This window comes from Streptomyces sp. NBC_00354, from assembly GCF_036106915.1.
Classification (GTDB): Bacteria; Actinomycetota; Actinomycetes; order Streptomycetales; family Streptomycetaceae; genus Streptomyces.
Genome location: NZ_CP107983.1, coordinates 2,306,975 through 2,329,870 on the forward strand (window position 1 = coordinate 2,306,975; position 22,896 = coordinate 2,329,870).

The following is a 22,896-nucleotide window of genomic DNA, read 5'->3' on the forward strand; positions in this document are numbered from 1 at the left end:
CTGTCACGTCATGCCATCCCGTACGTCTGCTCGTTGTCCTGGAACCGTGGTTCCACTGGTCTTCCGCGCCGTCTACCGGTAGGCGGGCACGGCGTTGCCGGCGCGGGCGGAGCGGGCCGACGCGTAGAAGTCCTCGATGACGCGGACCGTCGTACGTGCCTCGCCGATGGCCCTGCCCCGGTTGCCCGGGTCCCCCAGTACCGCCGCGAGGCCGTCCAGCTGCCGCCGGTACTCGTTGCCGACGGGCTCGTCCGGCACCGGGACCGGCATGGTGATGCCTTCACGGGTCAGCGTCAGCACGGACTGGGGGTGGCGGTTGGGGCTGAAGCCGAAGGTGCACCGCAGCTCGGCGGTTCCGTCGCTGCCCACCACCTGGATCCGGGACACGTCCCGTGCCTCGTGCGAGGCCCAGCTGGCGTGCAGGGCGACGGACACTCCGTCCTCGCGGACGAGGAAGCCCCGGGCGGTGTCCTCGACATCGCCGTCGGTATCGGCGACGGGCTGGTCGTGGCGCCATGCCGCGCTCCAGGAACCGACGTTGACGAAATCGTTCGCCGTCACGCCGACGACCTCGGCGAAGCGGGCCGGACCGAGCAGGGACGCGAGTGTGTCGAGCAGGTGCCAGCCGAGGTCGAACAGCACACCGCCGCCGGCCTTGCTGCGCTGGGTGAACCAGCCGCCGGCCTTGGGGATGCCGCGTGCGCGGACCCACGACAGGTCGACGTGCCGGATGTGGCCGAGGTCCGGCACCAGGCGCGCCAGGGCTCCCACGTCGCTGCGGTAGGGCGCGGCGCTGCCCGCCAGCAGCATGGCGCCGCCGCTGCGTTCGGCGGCCGCCAGAGTTTCCGCCTCGTCGGAGGTCAGGCACACCGGCTTCTCCAGGAAGACGGAGATGCCCTTGCCGAGCAGGGTCGCGGCCACCTCGGCGTGCAGGTAGTTGGGGACTGCGACGACGGCGAGGTCGATCGACCGGGGGGTGAGCGCGTCCAGCGTCGCGTACACGGGAATGCCCGGCACCACGCCGAACGCCTCGCGCGCCGCCGGTTCGGTGTCCGTGACGGCCACCACTTCGAAGTCGGCGTGCTCGGTCAGCAGGGGGAGCCACAGCTCCCGACCCGCCCAGCCGAGCCCGACGATGGCGACCCGGACGCTCATACCGTGCTCACAGCGTCGGCGATGATCGCGGCCGTGAGGTGCATGTCTTCCTCGGAGGCGAGCAGAGTGCGGTGGTGCAGCCAGATGCAGTCCTGGCTGATGGCCTCGGAGTTGGGGCAACGATCGGCGAGCTCGTCCGGGGTCGTGTCCGGTGCGCCGAACTCCCAGAAGGCGTCGGTGCGGTAGATCGCGCGGAATCCTGCGAACGCCGGCAGGCCGGCCTCCACGAGCCTGTCGACCAGGGCGTTGCGGTTCTCCTCGCCGATGCCGGGCACCCGGAACATCGCCATGTAGTGCGAGGGAACGTCGGTGCGCTCATCGGCGCGCTGCGGGACCACACCGTCGATCGACTCGAGCAGGTGCGACAGCAGGGCCCAGCGCTCATGACGCGTGGCTATCTGACTGTCCAGGCGGCGCAGCTGTGCCCGAAGCACCGACGCGGAGAACTCGTTGAGCCGCAGGTTGGAGCCGGCGATCGCGTGCATGTACCGGCGGTCGGTTCGGGGCCGTCCGCAGCTGTGCCGCAGGAACGCGGTCTCGTACATCTCCGTGTCCGGGAACAGCACGGCGCCGCCCTCACCGGCGGTCATCAGCTTGCCGTTCTGGAAGCTGAACGCGGCGACCGAGCCGAGCTCGCCGACGCGCTTGCCCTGCCAGCGGGCGCCGTGCGCGTGCGCGGCGTCCTGGAGCAGCGGGACGCCCGTATTGGCGGAGAGCTTGGCGAGTGCGTCCATGTCCGCAAGGAATCCGGCCATGTGCACCGGCATGATCGCCCGGGTCCGCGACGTCACGGCGGCGGCAGCCGCCGCCACGTCGATGTTGTACGTGTGCTCGTCGACGTCCACCGGGACGGCGACGGCGCCGAGCCGCTGCGCCGCCTGGGAGGACGAGATGAAGGTGAAGGCGGGGACGATGACTTCGGAGCCCGGGCCGACGCCCATGACCTGCAGGGCCAGTTCGAGTGCGTGGGTTCCGTTCGTGACCGCGAGAGCGTGGGCGGCGCCGTGGTGCTCGGCGAACTCCCGCTCGAAGGAATCGACTTCGCTTCCGCCCATCCGCCACCACTGGCCCTGTTCGAGTGCACGGATGAGCCCGTCCCGCTCACTCTCGTCATACTGAGGCCACTGAGGGAATTCCGGCGCCTGTCGCACGTTCATGTTTCTCCAAGGAATGGATCTGACTCGACGCGAGGTGCGGAGCGGAGCGGGCGGAGCAGCATGCTACGGAAGGGGACGCGCGCACACGAGCACTCGCCGTCGAGATCGCGGAAGAGGCGCACACTCCGCCCCGTGCAGCGTCATGTGCGGTAAGAAAAAGCTGAATTACGGGTCCAACGTAGAGGAATGCCTGTGACCCCGCATCCCCGGATTCGGTAGTTTTACCGGGGCCTCAGTGCAAATCGAAGAAAACTCGATACGAATTCAGTTGGCCCTCGAGCATGTGAATACCGTGGTGGACGGGGTGGCCCAGTGCGGCTGCTTCACGGAGGAGCCGCGTCTCACGGGGTTTCATGACGATGTCGGCCACCACGCTGCCCGGCGGCAGGGCGCTCAAGGGGAACGGGAGCGGATCGTCCGGACGCATGCCGAGCGGGGTGGAGTTCACCGCGATGTCGATGTCGCGCAGCTGCGGTCCGGTCAAGGCGGACACCCGGCCCGGCCAGTACGTCCCGAGGCGGGCGACGAGCGCGCCGAGCTTCGAGGTGTCCGTGTCGTACACCGACAACCGGTCGACGCCGGCCGTCAGCAGCGCCGCGGCGACGGCGCTGCCCGCACCGCCCGCGCCGACGAGCGCCACCCGTCTGCCCCGGGGGTCGTGCCCGGCCCCGACGAGGCCCGTGACGAAGCCCGAGCCGTCGAAGTTCTCCGCGAGCCAGCTGCCGTCGGGCTCCCGTCGCAGCACGTTCGCACTGCCGACGATGTCCACGGTGGGGCCGCAGCGGTCGGCGAGCCGGCGGACGGCCACCTTGTGGGGCACCGTGACGAACATGCCGTCGAGGTTCTCCACGTGCTGCAGGCCGCGCACGATCTGCTCCAGGTTCTCCGGCCGGGCGTGCACCGGAACGAGCACCGCGTCCATCTGCAGCTGCGCGAAGAGCGGATTCATCAGTGCGGGTGCCTGGACCTGGGCGATGGGATCCCCCAGGACGGCGTACAGCCGGGTGGTGCCCTTGATGGGCGTACCGGCAGGATGTCCGGTCATCGCAGCACTGCCTCGATTCCGGTGACGGCCGCCGCCATCTCCGCTACGGAGAAGGCGAGTTCCAGCGACTGGTCCGCGTTGAGGCGGGGATCGCAGGCCGTGCGGTAGCGGGCGGGCAGGTCGGCTTCCGCCATTCCCGACACGCCTCCGATGCATTCCGTGACGTCGTCACCCGTCGCCTCGACGTGAATCCCGCCCGGGTGGGTGCCCAGCTGACGGTGGACTTCGAAGAATCCGGCGATCTCGTCGGTGATGTGCCGCAGATCGCGCGTCTTGAATCCGTTCGACGACGTGTACGTGTTGCCGTGCATCGGATCGCACTGCCAGATCACCTCATGGCCGGAGGCGGTGACCTTCTCCACGATCGGCGGCAGGATGTCCCGGACCTGCGCGTGCCCCATGCGGCTGACCAGCGTCAGCCGCCCGGGTTCACGGTGCGGGTCGAGCCGGCGCACGTATGCGGCAGCCGTCTCCGGGCTCGTGCCCGGTCCGATCTTGAGGCCGATCGGGTTGGACAGCAGTTCCGCGAACGCGATGTGCGCGCCGTCGAGCCGGCGGGTGCGCTCGCCGATCCACAGGAAGTGCCCCAGCCCACTGGACAGGCGGGGTGCCGGCCCGCCGGTGTCCACGCGCAGCAACGACCGCTCGTAGTCGAGCAGGAGCGCCTCGTGGCTGACGTAGACGTCGCCGAACGTGCGGACCAGGGCCATCGCGTCCGCAGCCTCGGCATGGGCGCGCAGCATCCGGCGGGGATCGGCCGTCCTGGCCGCGAGCGTGGGCTCGACGGAGTTGATCATGTCGCCGCGGTAGACGGGCAGCCCCCGTGCGTCGACGGCCTGGGAGCGGGGCTTGGCGTACTGGCCGGCCATCCGGGCGATCTTGACGACGGGCAGTCCGGTACGGCGGGTGAGCACTGCGGCCATGTCCGCGAGCGTCCGCAGATTGGCCCGCACGTGGGCTTCGGTGTTGGCGGCGAAGGTTTCGGCGCAGTCACCGGCCTGGAGCAGGAACCCCTCGCCGCGCGCGACCGCTGCGAGGCGGCTGCTCAGCCGTGCCGTCTCGGCCGGCGCGACGATCGGCTCGGCCCGGCTCAGCAGCGCCACTGCTTCCCTCGCCCGTCCCGGGTCCGGCCAGGCCGGCTGCTGCGCGGCCGGCTTGGCCAGTGCCGCCTCCAGCTCGGCGAACAGCAGGCGGTCCGCCGGCCGGGCGGCGCCGACCGGTGCGTCGAGATCGGCCGGCCATTGCGTTCCACGTGTCATTTCTGAGCCGCATCGGTCGTGGAGGCTCCGAGCGCAGCGCCGCCGACGAGATCGGCCATGCGCACTCGGGGCATCCGGTCCAGGACGCGCGCGACCACCTCGTGCGGTACGTCGCTCACCAGTTCCGCTCCGTTCGGGCCGTCCAGAACGAACGCGAGTCCGTTCATCGCCTTCTTGTCGTGTCGCATCAGATCGATGAGGGCGGCGGGCTCGGCCCCGGCGGGCAGGGCGGCGGGGAGTCCGTAGTACCGGACGACGTCCTCGTGCTCCTCCACCCGCGCCTGATCGATACGGCCCAGGGCGCCGGCCAGCCGGCCCGCGAAGACCGTTCCGATGGCCACCGCCTCGCCGTGGCGCAGCGCGAAGTCGGTCGCCTTCTCCAGCGCATGGCCCAGTGTGTGGCCGTAGTTGAGCGTGTGCCGCAGTCCGCTGTCCCGCTCGTCCGTCTCCACGACGCGGGCCTTGAGGCTCACACTGGCGGTGATCTGCTCCTTCAGGGACAGCCCGCGCAGGTCCGGCGCGCCGATGAAGTGGCAGCGGGCGATCTCACCGAGACCGTTCAGCATCTCCCGCCGCGGCAGGGTCGACAGGTAGTCGGTGTCGCACAGCACCGCACTGGGCTGCCAGTACGCGCCGACCAGGTTCTTGCCGGCCGGCAGGTTCACCGCCGTCTTCCCGCCGACGCTGGCGTCCACCTGGGCGAGCAGCGTCGTGGGCAGGTGGACCACGGGCACGCCCCGGTGGTAGAGCGCTGCCGCGAGCCCGACCACGTCGGTGGTCGTACCGCCGCCGCAGGAGACGACGACGTCGGTGCGGGTGAGCCCGAACCGCACGAACTCACCGCACAGCGCCTCCACCGTGGCGAGGGTCTTGTCCTGCTCGCCGTCCCGGGCCGGCAGCAGCAGGGTCTCCACACCGGTGTCCGGCACCCATTCCTCCGGGCGGGCCGACACGACGACGGCCCGCCTGGCGCCCAGCCGTTGGATCACGTCGGCCAGCGACGTACGCACTCCCGGGCCGATGACCACGTCGTACGCGTGATCTCTGAGGCGCAGAGGAATGGAAGCCGCATCAGCCGTGTCTTTGTCCATCATTTTCCCACTTCTGATTCCCACTCGTTCCTCTTTCGCCCGGGATGAATTGCGGTACGGGCGGCGGCCGGAGTGCAAGCTCAGCCCGACGCGCCGGACAGAATGCCGGAGACCAGTGTCTGGAGCTCGCCGTCGTCGGTGATCGTGCGCACCTGCTCACGACCGTCGCGGACCGTCAGGTGCCGTCGCTTCTTCATGACGACCTGACCGTTCTCGAAAGTCCGGCCGCACAGGATTTCCCGGCTGTCGGGCCGGTTCGCGTCCGACAGGATCTCCCGGAGGCGGTCCTCCAGTTCCTTCCAGTCGCTCCACTGCCGGGATTGCATCGTGAAGGTGTAGACGACGCCCCACCGGGTGACCGCCCCCCGGCGTTGGAGGGCGATCTCGGACTCGCGCTCGACCAGCCGGTACTGGGACCCGTACTGGGACTGCACCGCGTCGGAGACCAGCAGCGGCTCGGTGTAGGAAGGGCCCGGGTAGCCGACGTCCACGAGCCATTCATCACCGTCCAGGGCGACACGGATGAACATGTGCTCGACTTTGACCGCGAAGTTGTCCCAGCCCTCGCCGGTGCTGGCCGCCAGCAGCGTCACGTCGTAGCCCAGCTCGCGGAGAAGCCGGAAGAACAGACGGTTCAGGTGGTAACAGGTACCGCCCCGCCCTTGGAGAATGCTCGCCTCGAACATGGCGTCCTCGTCGAGGTCGACGAGGTGCACTCCGTCGCTGACGTCGTAGGCGGCACCGTTGTACGGAATCGCCATCAGGTGGCTCTTGTGCAGCTTTCGCAGCGTCGCGATGTCCACACCGGTTTCTCCGCCGCAGCCGATCCGCTCGAGATAAACACTCACGTCGAACACGCCATCACACTCTTTCATACGGAGATCGCCACCTGGGCCGCGCCCTGTTCGCCGCACATCAGCTCGTGCAGATGCGCGGAAAGCATTCCTGGCGTCGGGTAGTCGAAGACAATGTTGGGCGCGATTTTCACTTCGGTGATGTTGCGGAGCCGGTTACGGAGCTCGATCGCCGTGAGCGAGTCGAAGCCGATCTCGAAGAGCCCCTGGTCCGCGTCGATCTGGTACGTCCCGCTGAAGCCCAGGACAGCGCCCACCTGAGCCCGCACCAGGTCGAGCAGGACCTTCGTCTGCTCGGCAGCGGGCAGTCCGGCCAGTCGGCCGGTCAGCTGCTGGTGGTCGTCGCCGGTGCCCACCACGTGCGCCAGTTGCCGGCGGGCCCGTACCAGGCCGCGCAGCAGGTGCGGCACCCCGTCGCCGGCCGCGCCGGAACGCAGCCCCCGCAGGTCCAGCTTGACCGGCACCAGCAGCGCCCGCCCGGACTCCAGAGCGGCATCGAACAGCTCCATGCCCTCCACGGCCGTCATCGGCAGGACTCCCCCGCGCCGGTTCATCCGGGTCCTGGTGAGGTCGTCGATGTGTTCCGCCATGCCGGTGGCCTGCTCCCACACGCCCCAGGCCAGCGACAGTCCGGGCAGGCCCGCCGCCCGGCGGTCGGCCATCAGTCCGTCCAGGAAGGCGTTCGCCGCCGCGTAACCGCCGCTGCCGGCGCCCATGAAGAGGGACGAGACGGAGGAGTAGACGATGAATGCGTCGAGGTCCAGGCCGCGGGTCAGCTCATCGAGATGCCGCACCGCATCCACCTTCGGCGCGAACACCCCCGCAAGCCGTTCCGGGGTCAGCATCCCGATCACGCCGGCATCCGACACGCCCGCCGTGTGCACCACACCGGTCAGGGGGTGCTCGGCCGGCACCGACGCCAGCAGCGACTGCACCTGGTCACGGTCGGACACGTCACAGGCCACCGCCGAGACCGTGGCCCCCTGCTCGGCCAGCTCGGCGACCAGGTCCGCCATGCCCTCGGCATCGGGTCCCCGCCGGCTGGCCAGCACCAGACTCCGCACTCCGTGCCGCGCGACCAGATGCCGGGCCACGAGAGCGCCCAGCGAACCGGCACCCGAGACCAGGACCGTCCCCTCCGGTCCGAACACCGCCGGGACATCCGGGACCTCACTGCGGGCCCGGACAAGCCGGGGAACCGACAGCGAGCTGCCGCGGTGGGCGACCTGGGGTTCCCCGCAGGCCAGCACCGCACCCAGCACCGCACCCGGCACCGGCTCGACGGCACCTTCGGCTGCGGGGTCGGCGTCGATCAGGATGATCCGGTCGGGGTTCTCCGCCTGGGCGGCACGCACCAGACCCCACACCGCCGATCCGGCCGGGTCACTCACCGCGCCCTCTCCCGCGGGCACGGCGCCCCGGGTCACCACGACCAGCCGCGAATCCTCCAGCCCCGCCCCGGCCAGCCAGCACTGCAACACGTCCAGCACCCGGCCGGCCAGCTCCAGCACCACGTCCTCGCTTGCGACACCCTCGGTGCTGCCGCCGACGGCATGCAGGACTGCCATCGCCGGGGCGTCCGCACCGGACAGCACGTCGTCGGCCAGAGTCGCCACGTCGCCCGCGGTGGCCACCTCGACCCACGACGGGGAAGGCCCCGCCCCCTGAGCCGATGACAGCTCGGTCCAGTCCACCTGGAACAGCGAGTCGGCGACTGCGGTGTCCGCCGCCGTCTCCAACTGCTCGGCGGACACCGGCCGGGACATCAGTGAGTCCAGCGTGACGACGAGGCCACCGGCCTCGTCCACGGCCTGCAGCGACAGCGCGTCGCGGTCGGTCTGTGCGACGCGCACGCGCAACACCGAGGCGCCGGCCGCGTGCAGTTCCAGCCCGTTCCACGCGAACGGCAGTCGTATTCCCTGCCCGTCCCGCTCGCCTTCGAAGCCACCGGCCGCCGTGGCCGCCGCCACGGTGTTCAGCATGGTCGAGTGCAGGGCCGCGTCCAGCAACGCTGGGTGGATGCCGAACCTGCCGGCTTCCTTGCGGTGCTCCTCGGGCAGGGCCACCTCGGCGAAGACCTCCCCGTCACGCTGCCACACGGCCCGCACGCTCCGGAAGGCAGGGCCGTACCCGTAGCCCCCCTGCGCCAGCAGACCGTAGCTGCCGCTTATGTCCACCGGCTGCGCGCCGGGCGGCGGCCATGCGGCGAAGTCGAACCTGGTGCCGCTGCCGCCCGGCTGGGCCGTGGCCGACAGCAGGCCGGTGGCGTTCCGCGTCCACACACCCTCAGCGGCAGCGTCCTCGCGCTGGGAATAGACCTCCACGGTCCGCGAGCCGTTCCCGCTCGGGCCGCCCACCGTGACCTGGACGCGTACCCCGCCGTGGTCGGGCACCACCAGCGGCGCCTCGATCACGAGCTCTTCCAGAACGCCGCATCCGGCCTCGTCGCCACCGCGAACCGCGAGCTCCACCAGCCCGGTGCCCGGGACGAGCACCACGCCACCGACCCTGTGGTCGGCCAGCCAAGCGTGCGACCGCAGCGACAGCCGCGAGGTGAAGATGAGCCCGTCGGACTGCGGCACCTGCACCACTGCGCCCAGGAGCGGGTGATCGGCCGCCGCCTGGCCCAGCGACGCGGCGTCGGTGGCCGTCGCGGCGGGCTTGAGCCAGTAGTGGTGGTGGTCGAAGGCATACGTCGGCAGGTCGACCCGTACGGACCCGGCGGGCAGCATGCCCGCCCAGTCGACGGGGACTCCGCGGACGAACAGCTCCGCCACCGAGGTCAGCAAGGTCTGCTCTTCCGGACGCCCGTCACGCAGCGCGGCGATGCAGGCCACCTCGGCGTCCACCGCGGAGGCCGTCTCCTCCACCAGAGCCGTCAGGGCCCCGCCCGGCCCCAGCTCCACGAACAGCGTGCCGCCGAACTCGACCGCGGCCGCGATGCCCTCGGCGAACCGCACCGGCCGCCGCACATGTCCGGCCCAGTACTGCGGGTCGGCGAGCTCATCGGGCCCGGCCAGCCGCCCCGTCACGTTCGAGACCACCGCAATCACCGGCGGCTGCCACACGACCTCGGCCAGCTCCGCGGCGAACTCGGCCAGCATCGGCTCCATCCGCAGCGAATGGAACGCATGCGACACCGCCAGCCGCTTCGTCTTGCACCCCTGCTCCCGCAACCGGTCGGCCGCCGCAAGAACCGCGTCCTCCTCACCGGAGAGCACCACCGAGGACGGGCCGTTGACCGCCGCGACCTCCACGCCCTCGCCCAGCAGCTCGGCAACCTCCTCCTCGCCGGCCGCCACGGCAACCATCGCCCCGCCCAGCGGCAGCGCCTGCATCAACCGGCCCCGCGCCGCAACCACCCGCGCCGCATCCTGCAAAGACAACACACCCGCCGCATACGCGGCAGTGATCTCGCCGACCGAATGCCCGATCACCACATCCGGCCGCACCCCCCACGACTCCACCAGCCGGAACAGAGCACTCTCGACCGCAAACAGCCCCGCCTGCGTGAACACCGTCTGGTTCAGCAGCTCCCCACTGCCCGCCACCCGGCCCAACACCACATCCTTCACCGGATGATCAACCCACCCGGCCAGACGCGCATCCAACGCCTCACACGCCTCGTCCAACGCCCGCGCGAACACCGGATACCGGCCATACAACTCCAGGCCCATGCCCACCCGCTGCGAGCCCTGACCCGGAAACACCCAGACAACCTTGCCCAGCACACCCGAACCGACACTGCCGATCACTACACCGGCAGCGGCCTCACCACGGCCCAGCGCCTCGAGCCCGGCCAGCGCCTCCTCGTCCGAGCCGGCCACGACCACCGCACGCTCACCCAGCAGTGCACGCTCCGACAACAGCGCCCCGGCCACGTCCGCCGGCGACACCCCGCCGGCGCCCTGGACGAACGACGCAAGACGCTCAGCCTGACCCGCGAGGGAACCGGCGCTCCGTGCCGACACCACCAGCGGAACCACACCAACAGGCGCCGCCTCCTCCGAGACGGGCTCCGCCTCCTCCGCCGGCGCCTCCTCCAGGATCAGGTGCGCGTTCGTACCGCTGATACCGAAGGAGGACACGCCCGCCCGACGCGGCCGACCGCTCCGCGGCCACTCCCGCGCCTCCGTCAGCAGCTCGACCGCACCGTCCGACCAGTCGACCTGGCTCGTGGGCTCGTCCACGTGCAGCGTGGGAGGCATGACGCCGTGGCGCAGCGCCTGCACCATCTTGATGACCCCCGCGACACCTGCGGCAGCCTGCGAGTGGCCGATGTTCGACTTCACCGAGCCCAGCCACAGCGGCTGGTCGGCGTCACGACCCTGGCCATATGTGGCCAGGAGAGCCTGGGCCTCGATCGGGTCGCCCAGGGCGGTACCGGTGCCGTGCCCCTCGACGACGTCCACGTCGGACGGGGTGAGGCCGGCGCTGTCCAGGGCCTTGCGGATCACCCGCTGCTGCGAGGGACCGTTCGGCGCGGTCAGACCGTTCGACGCACCGTCCTGGTTGACGGCGCTGCCGCGCAGCACCGCGAGCACCCGGTGCCCGCGCTCGCGCGCCACCGACAAGCGCTCCAGCACCACCACGCCGACGCCCTCGGCCCAACTCGTGCCGTCCGCGCCGTCCGCGTACGCCTTGCACCGGCCATCGCCCGCCAGGCCCCGCTGCCGGGAGAACTCGACGAAGGTGCCGGGCGACGCCATCACGGTCGCGCCGCCGGCGAGTGCCATCGAGCACTCGCCCTGCCTCAGCGCCTGCGCGGCCAGGTGCATCGTCACCAGCGACGACGAGCACGCCGTGTCCACCGTGACCGCCGGACCCTCGAGGCCCAGCACGTACGACACCCGGCCCGACGCCACACTCGCTGCCGAACCCGTGCTCGCGAAGCCCTCCAGCTCCGGCGCGGCCGCGCCGGCTCCGTAGCCCTGATTGGACACCCCGGAGAACACTCCGACGTCGGTGCCCTTCAGCGAGACCGGGTTGATGCCGGCGCCCTCCAGCGCCTCCCACGAGGCTTCCAGCAGCACCCGCTGTTGCGGGTCCATCGCCAGCGCCTCGCGCGGCGAGATACCGAAGAACCCCGCGTCGAAGAGACCCGCGCCTTCGAGGAATCCGCCCTTGCTGGTGTACGAGGTACCCGCGTTGTCGGGGTCCGGGTCGAACAGGTCCTCCAGGTCCCAGCCCCGGTCCTCGGGGAAGGACGACAGGCCCTCACGGCCTTCGGACACCAGCCGCCACAGGTCCTCGGGGTCCGCCACACCGCCCGGCAGGCGGCACGCCATGCCGACGATCGCGATCGGTTCGTCGGGATCGGCGACGACGGCCACCGTCGTGGCAGGGGTGCCGGCCACCGTGTCACCGAGCTCGTCGCGCAGGTAGCGGGCGATGGCCAGCGGGGTGGGGTAGTCGAAGACCAGTGTGGCCGGAAGCTTCAGGCCGGTGGCCTCACGCAGCCGGTTGCGCAGTTCCACCGAGGTGAGCGAGTCGAACCCGGCGTCCTTGAACGCCAGCTCGGCACGGACGCCTTCCGGCCCGGCGTGCCCGAGCACGACCGCGACCTGAGCACGCACCAGATCGAGGAGCAGTGCCTCCTGCTCGGCCGCACCGAGCCCGGCCAGGCGGCGGACCAGCCCGCCGTCCGTGGCGGATGCCGCCCGCGCCTGCTGCCGGCCCGCCCGTACCAGGCCACGCAGCAGATGCGGAACCCCGCCGCCTGCCGCCGCGTCGGCTCGCGCGCCCCGCAGGTCCAGCTTGACCGGCACCAGCAGCGCCTGCCCGGACTCCACCGCGGCGTCGAACAGCTCCATACCCTCGGTCGCGGTGATCGCCAGCACACCACCGCGGCTCGCACGCGCCTGGTCGACGTCGCTGAGGTGAGCGGTCATGCCGTTGGTCTGCGCCCACAGGCCCCAGGCCAGCGACACGCCCGGCAGGCCCGCGGCCCGACGGCCGGCCGTCAATCCGTCCAGGAAGGCATTCGCCGCAGCGTAGTTGCCCTGTCCGGCGGACCCGAACACTCCCGAGGCGGACGAGAACACGACGAACGCGTCGAGGTCCAGGCCGCGGGTCAGCTCGTCCAGGTGGCGCACCGCGTCGACCTTCGGCGCGAACACCGTCGCCAGCCGCTCCGGGGTCAGCGCCCCGATCACGCCGTCGTCCAGCACACCCGCGGTGTGGACCACACCGGTCAGCCGGTGCTCGGCCGGCACCGACGCCAACAGCGCCTCCACCTGGTCACGGTCGGACACGTCACAGGCCGCCACCGAGACGGTGGCTCCCTGCTCGATGAGCTCGGCGACCAGGTCCTCCATACCGTCGGCCTCCGGGCCGCGCCGGCTGGCCAGCACCAGATTGCGTACTCCGTGCCGCGACACGAGGTGCCGGGCCACGAGGGCACCGAGGGATCCGGCGCCCGTGACCAGGACGGTGCCTTCCGGCCCGAACACCGCCGGTGCGTCCTGCGCAACCTCGGCTCCGGCCCGGACCAGCCGGGGGACGAAGAGGGCCGCTCCGCGGACCGCGACCTGCGGCTCCCCGTCGGCCAGCACCGCACCCAGCACCGCCTCCACGCCACTTTCGGCAGCGGGGTCGGTGTCGATCAGGATGATCCGGTCCGGGTTCTCCGCCTGGGCGGCACGCACCAGACCCCACACCGCCGCTCCGGCCGGGTCGGACACCGTGCCCTCGCCACCGGCGGGCATCGCGCCACGGGTCACCACGACCAGCCGCGACTCCTCGAGTCCGGCCCCGGCCAGCCACGCCTGCACGACCCCCAGCACCCGGGAGGTCAACGCCAGCGGCACGTCCTCGCCGTCGCCGCCGACCGCTTCCAGGACCGCCACCGCCGGGACTGCTGCACTCCCGGCCAGGGCCGTCACATCGTCAGCGGTGGCCACCGGCACCCACGACGGCGAAGGCTCCACACCCTGCCCCGGGGACAGCTCGGTCCACTCCACCTGGAACAGCGAGTTGGCGGCCACGGTGTCCGCCGCCGTCTCCAACTGCTCGGCGGACACCGGCCGGGACACCAGCGAATCCAGCGTCACGACCAGGCCGCCGGCCTCGTCGGCGGCCGTCAGCGACACGGCACCGGGCCCGCCGGGAGCCATGCGCACCCGCAGTGCAGAGGCACCCGCGGCATGCAGTACCAGCCCGTTCCACGCGAACGGCAGTACCGGCTTCCCGGATTCCTCCGCCGTCGTGCCTCCCGGGGCACCGAACATCCCGGTGTGCAGGGCCGCGTCCAGCAGCCCGGGGTGGATGCCGAACCTGTCGGCTTCCTTGCGGTGTTCCTCGGGCAGGGCCACCTCGGCGAAGAGTTCCTCGCCGCGCCGCCATACGGCACGCAGACCCTGGAAGGACGGACCGTAGCCGTAGCCGCGCTCGACCAGTTCGGTGTAGAAGTCCCCGACCTCGACCGGCTGCGCGCCGGCCGGCGGCCACGCGGCGAAGTCGAAGTCCTGGCCCTGGGCTTGTCCCTGCCCCGTCCCCTGTTCCGCCGGGGAGGCGGAGGACAGTACGCCGGTGGCGTGCCGCGTCCAGATGTCCGCGCGACCCTCGTCGGCAGCGTCCTCCCGCTGGGAGTACACGTCCACCGTGCGCGAGCCGTTCCCGCTCGGGCCGCCCACCGCGACCTGGACCCGTACCCCGCCGTGGTCGGGCACCACCAGCGGCGCCTCGATGACGAGCTCTTCCAGGACGCCGCATCCGGCCTCGTCGCCGGCCCGAACCGCGAGCTCCACCAGCCCGGTACCTGCGACGAGCACCACACCGCCGATCACGTGATCGGCCAGCCACGGCTGTGAGCGCAGCGACAGCCTCGAGGTGAAGACCAGTCCGTCGGACTGCGGCAACCGCACCACCGCGCCCAGCAGCGGGTGATCGGACCCGGCGAGCCCCAGCGACGCCGCGTCGGTGGCCGTCGCGGCCGGCTTGAGCCAGTAGTGCCGGTGGTCGAAGGCATACGTCGGCAGGTCGACCCGTACGGACCCGGCGGGCAGCATGCCCGCCCAGTCGACGGGGATACCGCGGACGAACAGCTCCGCCACCGAGGTCAGCAAGGTCTGCTCTTCCGGACGCCCGTCACGCAGCGCGGCGATGCAGGCCACCTCGGCGTCCACCGCGGAGGCCGTCTCCTCCACCAGAGCCGTCAGAGCCCCGCCCGGCCCCAGCTCCACGAACAGCGTGCCGCCGAACTCCACCGCCGCCGCGATGCCCTCGGCGAACCGCACCGGCCGCCGCACATGCCCGGCCCAGTACTGCGGGTCGGCGAGCTCATCGGGCCCGGCCAGCCGCCCCGTCACGTTCGAGACCACCGCAATCACCGGCGGCTGCCACACGACCTCGGCCAGCTCCGCGGCGAACTCGGCCAGCATCGGCTCCATCCGCAGCGAATGGAACGCATGCGACACCGCCAGCCGCTTCGTCTTGCACCCCTGCTCCCGCAACCGGTCGGCCGCCGCAAGAACCGCGTCCTCCTCACCGGAGAGCACCACCGAGGACGGGCCGTTGACCGCCGCGACCTCCACGCCCTCGCCCAGCAGCTCGGCAACCTCCTCCTCGCCGGCCGCCACGGCAACCATCGCCCCGCCCAACGGCAGCGCCTGCATCAACCGGCCCCGCGCCGCAACCACCCGCGCCGCATCCCGCAAAGACAACACACCCGCCGCATACGCGGCAGTGATCTCGCCGACCGAATGCCCGATCACCACATCCGGCCGCACCCCCCACGACTCCACCAGCCGGAACAGAGCACTCTCGACCGCAAACAGCCCCGCCTGCGTGAACACCGTCTGGTTCAGCAGCTCCCCACTGCCCGCCACCCGGCCCAACACCACATCCTTCACCGGATGATCAACCCACCCGGCCAGACGCGCATCCAACGCCTCACACGCCTCGTCCAACGCCCGCGCGAACACCGGATACCGGCCATACAACTCCAGACCCATGCCCACCCGCTGCGAGCCCTGACCCGGAAACACCCAGACAACCTTGCCCAGCACACCCGAACCGGCCGCGCTACCGGAGGCCACACCGGCCGCACTCTCACCGCGCGCCAGCGCCTGCAGACCGGCCAGCGCCTCCTGATCCGAGCCGGCCACGACCACCGCACGCTCACCCAGCAGTGCACGCTCCGACACCAGCGACCCGGCCACGTCCGTCAGCGACACCCCGCCGGCAGCAGACTCCAGGTACGACGCCAGGCGCCCGGCCTGGCCTTCCAGGGAACCGGCGCTCCGCGCCGACACCACCAGCGGCACCACACCGGCAGGCGCCGCCTCCTCCGAGACGGGCTCCGCCTCCTCCGCCGGCGCCTCCTCCAGAATCAGGTGCGCGTTCGTACCGCTGACGCCGAACGAGGACACACCCGCCCGGCGCGGTCGGCCGCTCTGCGGCCACTCCCGCGCCTCCGTCAGCAGCTCCACCGCGCCCGCAGACCAGTCCACCTCGGTCGTGGGCTTCTCCACGTGCAGGGTGGGGGGCAGGACCCCGTGCTGGAGTGCCTGCACCATCTTGATCACGCCGGCCACGCCCGCAGCTGCCTGCGTGTGCCCGATGTTCGACTTCAGCGAGCCCAGCCACAGCGGCTGGTCGGCGTCACGGCCCTGCCCGTAGGTCGCCAGCAGTGCCTGCGCCTCGATCGGGTCGCCCAGGGCCGTACCGGTCCCGTGGGCCTCCACGACGTCCACGTCCGCTGTCGCCAGCCCTGCGCTGGCCAGGGCCTTGCGGATCACCCGCTGTTGTGACGGACCGTTCGGCGCGGTCAGACCGTTGGAAGCACCGTCCTGGTTGACGGCGCTGCCGCGCAGGACCGCCAGCACCCGGTGCCCGCGCTCACGCGCCACCGACAACCGCTCCAGCACCACCACACCGACGCCCTCGGCCCAGCCCGTGCCATCGGCGCCGTCCGCGAACGCGCGGCAGCGCCCGTCGACGGCCAGAACCCGCTGCCGGGAGAACGCCACGAAGGTGCCGGGCGACGCCATCACGGTCGCGCCGCCGGCGAGCGCCATCGAGCACTCGCCCTGCCGCAGCGCCTGCGCGGCCAGGTGCATCGTCACCAGCGACGACGAGCACGCCGTGTCCACCGTGACCGCCGGACCCTCGAGGCCGAGCACGTACGACACGCGGCCCGACGCCACGCTCGATGCCCCTCCTGTCCCCGCGTACCCCTCGAGCTCCGGCGGAATGGCGCCGGCGCCGGCCCCGTACCCCTGAGTGAACACCCCGGAGAACACTCCGACATCGGTGCCCTTCAGCGAGACGGGGTCGATACCCGCCCGTTCCAGCGCCTCCCACGAGGTCTCCAGCAGCAGCCGCTGCTGCGGGTCCATCACCACTGCCTCACGCGGCGAGATACCGAAGAACCCCGCGTCGAAAAGCCCAGCACCCTGCAGGAATCCGCCCTGATCGGTATAGGAGGTTCCCGCGTGGTCGGGGTCCGGGTCGAACAGGCCCTCCAGGTCCCAGCCGCGGTCTTCGGGGAAGGACGACACCGCGTCCCGGCCCTCGGACACCAGCTGCCACAAGTCCTCCGGCCCCGCCACGCCACCCGGGAACCGGCACGCCATCCCGACGATCGCGATCGGCTCGTCAGCATGACGCGAACCCTGCTGCTTCAAGGTGTGCAACTCGGTGGTCACGCGCTTGAGGTACTTGAGGAGCTTTTCGTCCGTGGCCATTCTCTAAGTCCTTACGAAGATTTGATGGAACCGCAAAAGCCTGAACTGGTTTCAGATGAGCCCGAATTCACCATCGATGAAGTCGAAGATTTCATCGGCTGATGCGGATTCCAGTTGCTCCGCCACCGCGGACGTGTCCGTCTGCTCGAGCACTCCGTTGCACCTGGCCACCAAACCTTGAAGGCGAAGCGCGATACTGGATTTCTGGTCGAGGCGCAGTTCATCGAGCAGCGACTCGACGTCTTCGATCTTCGCGTTCACCCGGGAAAGCGCATCGTCGCTGGTACCGAGTTCGTCGCGCAGGTAGCGGGCGATGGTCAGCGGGGTGGGGTAGTCGAAGACCAGCGAGGCGGGCAGCTTCAGGCCGGTCGCCTCACGCAGCCGGTTGCGCAGTTCCACCGAGGTGAGCGAGTCGAACCCGGCGTCCTTGAACGCCAGCTCCGCACGGACGCCCTCCGGCCCGGCATGTCCGAGCACGACCGCGACCTGCGTACGCACCAGATCGAGGAGCAGCGCCTCCTGCTCTGCCCCGGTGAGGGCGGCCAGCCGACGGACCAGCCCGCCCTCCGTGGCGGATCCCGCCCGCGCCTGCTGCCGGCCGGCCCTCACCAGGCCCCGCATCAGGTGCGGGACTCCCCCGCCGGCTGCGGCCTGGCTGCGCAGCGTCCGCAGGTCCAGGTGGACCGGCACCAGCAGCGCCCGGCCCTCGTGCAGCGAGGCGTCGAACAGGGCCATGCCCTCCTGCGCCGTCATCGCCAGCACACCACCGCGGCTCGCACGCGCCTGGTCAGCGCCGCCCAGGTGGGCGGTCATACCCGTGGCCTGCTCCCACAGGCCCCACGCCAGCGACTGCCCGGGCAGGCCGGCCGCCCGACGGCGGGCCATCAGCCCGTCCAGGAAGGCATTCGCCGCCCCGTAATTGCCCTGTCCGGCGGATCCGAAGACACCCGAGGCGGACGAGAACACGACGAACGCGTCGAGGTCCAGGCCGCGGGTCAGCTCGTCCAGGTGCCGGACCGCGTCGACCTTCGGCGCGAACACCGTCGCCAGCCGCTCCGGGGTCAGCGCCCCGATCACACCGTCGTCCAGCACACCCGCGGTGTGGACCACACCGGTCAGCCGGTGCTCGGCCGGCACCGACGCCAGCAGCGCCTCCACCTGGTCACGGTCGGACACGTCACAAGCCACGACCGAGACCGCCACGCCCTGCTCGGCGAGCTCGGCGACCAGCTCCTGCGCCCCGTCTGCCTGCGGACCTCGCCGGCTGGCCAGCACCAGACTCCGCACACCGTGACGGGTGACCAGGTGCCGGGCCAGCAGCGCACCCAACGCCCCGGCACCCGTGACCAGGACCGTTCCCTCCGGCCGGAACACCGCCGGAGCATCGTCCGCGACCTCGGCTCCGGCCCGGACGAGCCGGGGGACGGAGAGTGCCGCTCCGCGGACCGCGACCTGCGGCTCGCCGCCGGCCAGCACCGCACCCAGCACCGAGTCCACGCCCTCGCCGGAGGCCGGGTCGGTGTCGATCAGGACGAAGCGGTCGGGGTTCTCCACCTGGGCGGCACGGACCAGACCCCACACAGCCGCTCCGGCCGGGTCGGACACCGTGCCCTCGCCACCGGCGGGCACCGCGCCACGGGTCACCACGACCAGCCGCGACTCCTCGAGTCCGGCCCCGGTCAGCCATGCCTGAACGACCTCCAGCACGTGGGAGGACAGGGCCAGTACCGCGCCCTCCCCGGCACTGCCGACCGCCTCCAGGACTGCCGCCGCCGGGACCACTCCGCTCTCGGCCAGGGCCGCCACATCGTCCGCCGTGGCCACCGGCACCCACCACGGCGAGGGGTCTGCTCCCTCGGCCGGGGGCAGCTCGGTCCACTCCACGCCGAACAGCGAGTCGCGGCTCTCGTCCGCCGCCGTCCCCAACCGGTCGGTGGACACGGCCCGGGACACCAGCGAGTCCAGCGTCACGACCAGGCCACCGGTCTCGTCCGCCGCCTCCAGCGACAGTGCATCCGGGCCGATCGGCGCGACCCGTACGCGCAGTGCCGAGGCACCGGCGGCGTGCAGCACCAACCCGTTCCAGTCCAGCGGCTGCAGTACGGCCCGTCCGTCGGTCTCCGGGCCCGCCGGGGCGTCGACCAGGCCGGTGTGCAGGGCCGCGTCCAGCAGCGCGGGGTGGATGCCGAACCTGCCGGCGTCCTTGCGCTGCTCCTCGGGCAGGGCGACCTCGGCGAAGAGCTCCTCGCCGCGCCGCCACACCGCCCGTACGCCCTGGAACGCCGGACCGTAGCCATAACCACGCTCGACCAGGCCGGAGTAGAAGTCCCCGACCTCGACCGGCTCCGCGCCGGCCGGCGGCCAGGCAGCGAAGTCGAACCCGGTGCCCACGGCACCCGGCTGAACCGGAGCCGACAGCACACCGGTGGCGTGCCGCGTCCACACGCCGTCACCGACAGCGTCCTCGCGCAGCGCGTAGACCTCCACGGTCCGCGAGCCGTTCTCGGTCGGACCGTCGACGGCGACCTGTATGCGCACCCCGCCGTGCTCGGGCACGACCAGCGGCGCCTCGATCACGAGTTCGTCCAGGACGCCGGACCCGAACTCGTCGCCGGCCCGCACCGCGAGATCGACATACACCGTGCCGGGGACGAGCACCACACCGCCGATCGCGTGATCGGCCAGCCAGGGGTGCGACTTCAGCGACAGGCGCGAGGTGAAGACCAGTCCGTCGGACTGCGGCAACTGCACCACAGCACCCAGCAGCGGGTGATCGGACCCGACCAGTCCGAGCGATGCCGCATCGGTGGCCGACTCGCCCGGCTGGAGCCAGTAGTGCCGGTGGTCGAAGGCGTACGTCGGCAGGTCCACGCGTACGGATCCGGGCCCTGCGGGCAGGACACGGCTCCAGTCGACGGCCACGCCGCGTACGAACAGCTCGGCCATCGAGGCGAACAACCGTCGCAGGCCACCGTCCTCGCGCCGCAGCGAACCGGTCACCACCGCATCGGCGTGGCCGGCATCGACGATCTCGGTGACCGGCTGGACCAGCACCGGATGGGCACTGACCTCGACGAACACCCCGTGGCCCTGCGTGAGGAGGTCGGCGACGGCCGGGCCGAAGGCCACCTGGCCGCGCAGGTTCCGGTACCAGTACGCGCCGTCCAGGACGTCCGCGTCCGCCACCCAGCCGCCGGTCACGGTGGAGTAGAAGGGCACCATCGGGGCCTGCGCGGTGATCCCGGCCAGCGTTTCGGCGAGCGCCTCGCGGATCGCCTCCACGTGCCGCGTGTGCGAGGCGTAGTCCACCGCAACCCGGCGGACGCGCACGCCTTCGGCGGAGAGAGCCTCCAGCGCCTCGTCCAGAGCCTCTGCGTCACCGGCGATCACCACGGAGGACGGCCCGTTGACCGCGGCCACCTCGACGCGGGCCGCCCACGGCTCGATCCGTACAAGCGCCTCGTCCGCGCTCAGCGCGACCGAAACCATACCGCCGCGCCCGGCCAGCTCCTCGGCAATGGCCTGGCTGCGCAGCGCCACGACGCGCGCCGCGTCCTCCAGCGAGAGCGCACCCGCCACACACGCCGCGGCGATCTCACCCTGCGAGTGACCCAGCACCGCATCCGGCTCCACACCCACCGACGCCCACACCGCGGCCAGACCCACCATCACAGCGAAGCTCGCCGGTTGGAGGACATCGACCCGCTCCATGAGCTCGGGCTCAGAGTCACCACGCAGTACGTCCAGCAGCGACCAGTCCACGTACGGCTCCAGAGCGGCAGCGCACTCCGCGATCCGCTCCGCGAACACCGGCGAGGAATCCAGCAGCTCACGGCCCATGCCCGCCCACTGCGAACCCTGGCCCGGGAACACCCACACGACCTTGCCCGGGGCGGTCGAGCCGACACTGCCGACGACGACACCGGCCGCGTTCTCACCGCGAGCCAGCGCCTCCAGCCCGGCCAACGCCTCCTCACCCGAGGAGGCCACGACCACCGCACGGTCACCGAAGACCGCGCGTTCCGACACCAGCGCCCTGGCCACCGACGCCGGCCGCACGCCGTCGGGAGCCGATTCCAGATACGACGCCAGACGCCCGGCCTGGCCCGAGAGCGACCCGGCGCTCCGCGCCGAGACCACCAACGGCACCGCACCGGCCGGTGCCGCCTCTTCCGAGGCGAGCTCCGCCTCCTCGACGGGCGCCTCCTCGAGGATCAGGTGCGCGTTCGTCCCGCTGATGCCGAACGAGGACACACCGGCCCGGCGCGGCCGGCCGTTCTGCGGCCACTCCCGCGCCTCGGTCAGCAGCTCGATCGCACCCGCAGTCCAGTCCACCTGGGTCGAGGGCTCGTCCACGTGCAGGGTTGCCGGGAGCACCCCGTGGCGCAGCGCCTGCACCATCTTGATCACACCGGCCACGCCCGCGGCAGCCTGCGTGTGACCGATGTTCGACTTCAGGGAACCCAGCCACAACGGGTGCTCGGGGTCTCGGCCCCGCCCGTACGTGGCCAGCAGGGCCTGCGCCTCGATCGGGTCGCCCAAGGTCGTCCCGGTTCCGTGGCCCTCCACCGCGTCCACATCGGACGGGGAGAGCCCGGCGTTGGCCAGGGCCTTGCGGATCACCCGCTGCTGCGCGGGACCGTTCGGCGCGGTCAGACCGTTCGACGCACCGTCCTGGTTCAGCGCACTGCCGCGCATCACCGCCAGCACCCGGTGCCCGCGTTCCCGCGCCACCGACAGCCGCTCCAGCAGCACCACGCCCACGCCCTCGGACAGCCCCATGCCGTCCGCGCCGTCCGCGTACGCCTTGCACCGGCCGTCCCCGGCCAGACCCCGCTGCCGGGAGAACGCCATGAAGGTGCCGGGGGTCGCCATGACCATCACACCGCCGGCCAGCGCCATCGAGCAATCACCCTGCCGCAGCGCCTGCGCGGCCAGATGCATCGCGACCAGCGATGACGAACACCCGGTGTCCACGGACACCGCCGGACCCTCGAAACCGAACACGTACGACACGCGGCCCGACGCCACACTCGACGCCGTCGCCGCACCCGCGAAAGCCTCCAGCTCCGGCGCGACCCCGCCGCCACCGGTCCCGTAGCCCTGATTGGACACGCCCGAGAACACCCCGACGTCGGCGCCCTTCAGTGAGACCGGGTCGATGCCCGCGCCTTCCAGTGCCTCCCACGAGGTCTCCAGCAGCAGCCGCTGCTGCGGGTCCATCGCCAGCGCCTCACGCGGCGAGATACCGAAGAACCCCGCGTCGAAGAGACCCGCGCCTTGCACGAAACCGCCCTGACTGGTGTACGAGGTACCCGCACGGCCGGGGTCCGGGTCGATCAGGGCCTCGACATCCCAGTGACGGTCGTCGGGGAAATCGGAGACGGTGTCGACCCCGTCGGCCACCAGCTTCCACAGGTCCTCGGGCGAGGACACACCACCTGGGTATCGGCACGCCATGGAGACGATGGCGATCGGCTCCCGCGCCTCGTCCTCGACCTCGCGCAGCCGCTTGCGGGCATCGCGTGCGTCGGCGATGGCCCGCTTGAGGTAGTCGCGGAGTTGTACCTCGTCAGCCACTGAATTCAGCTCCCAGGAAAGTGATGTGTGCGATTGCTGTGGATGGTGGGGGCCCCGCTCCTTCTGC

General features: G+C 71.5%; 7 protein-coding genes and 1 pseudogene. All 8 read right to left on the bottom strand.

Annotated features, from left to right (window positions below; genetic code table 11):
• Nucleotides 1-72: 72 nt before the first annotated feature.
• The gene (locus OHT74_RS10315; protein WP_328620095.1) at nucleotides 73-1,155 is read right to left on the bottom strand and encodes a Gfo/Idh/MocA family protein; all 1,083 of its coding nucleotides are present in this window, start codon (nucleotides 1,153-1,155) and stop codon (nucleotides 73-75) included.
• The gene (rifK, locus tag OHT74_RS10320) at nucleotides 1,152-2,312 is read right to left on the bottom strand and encodes a 3-amino-5-hydroxybenzoate synthase (protein WP_328620096.1); all 1,161 of its coding nucleotides are present in this window, start codon (nucleotides 2,310-2,312) and stop codon (nucleotides 1,152-1,154) included. Before rifK ends, OHT74_RS10315 begins: the two co-directional genes overlap by 4 nt.
• A gap of 232 nt (nucleotides 2,313-2,544) precedes the next feature.
• On the bottom strand, nucleotides 2,545-3,357 hold the full coding sequence (locus tag OHT74_RS10325) for a shikimate dehydrogenase family protein (RefSeq protein WP_328620097.1): 813 nt from the start codon (nucleotides 3,355-3,357) through the stop codon (nucleotides 2,545-2,547).
• Nucleotides 3,354-4,616: a 3-deoxy-7-phosphoheptulonate synthase gene (locus tag OHT74_RS10330; RefSeq protein ID WP_328620098.1), complete on the bottom strand. Its 1,263-nt coding sequence runs from the start codon at nucleotides 4,614-4,616 to the stop codon at nucleotides 3,354-3,356. Before OHT74_RS10330 ends, OHT74_RS10325 begins: the two co-directional genes overlap by 4 nt.
• The gene (locus tag OHT74_RS10335) at nucleotides 4,613-5,710 is read right to left on the bottom strand and encodes a 3-dehydroquinate synthase family protein (RefSeq protein ID WP_328620099.1); all 1,098 of its coding nucleotides are present in this window, start codon (nucleotides 5,708-5,710) and stop codon (nucleotides 4,613-4,615) included. Before OHT74_RS10335 ends, OHT74_RS10330 begins: the two co-directional genes overlap by 4 nt.
• Before the next feature lie 77 nt (nucleotides 5,711-5,787).
• Nucleotides 5,788-6,582 (bottom strand): arylamine N-acetyltransferase, encoded by a 795-nt coding sequence (locus OHT74_RS10340; RefSeq protein ID WP_328620100.1) that lies wholly within the window; start codon nucleotides 6,580-6,582, stop codon nucleotides 5,788-5,790.
• On the bottom strand, nucleotides 6,579-17,249 hold the full coding sequence (locus OHT74_RS10345) for a type I polyketide synthase (protein WP_328620101.1): 10,671 nt from the start codon (nucleotides 17,247-17,249) through the stop codon (nucleotides 6,579-6,581). The genes OHT74_RS10340 and OHT74_RS10345 overlap by 4 nt, the downstream gene beginning before the upstream one ends.
• A gap of 51 nt (nucleotides 17,250-17,300) precedes the next feature.
• Nucleotides 17,301-22,814: pseudogene (locus OHT74_RS10350) on the bottom strand (SDR family NAD(P)-dependent oxidoreductase); the annotation flags it as partial.
• Between the last annotated feature and the right edge of the window lie 82 nt (nucleotides 22,815-22,896).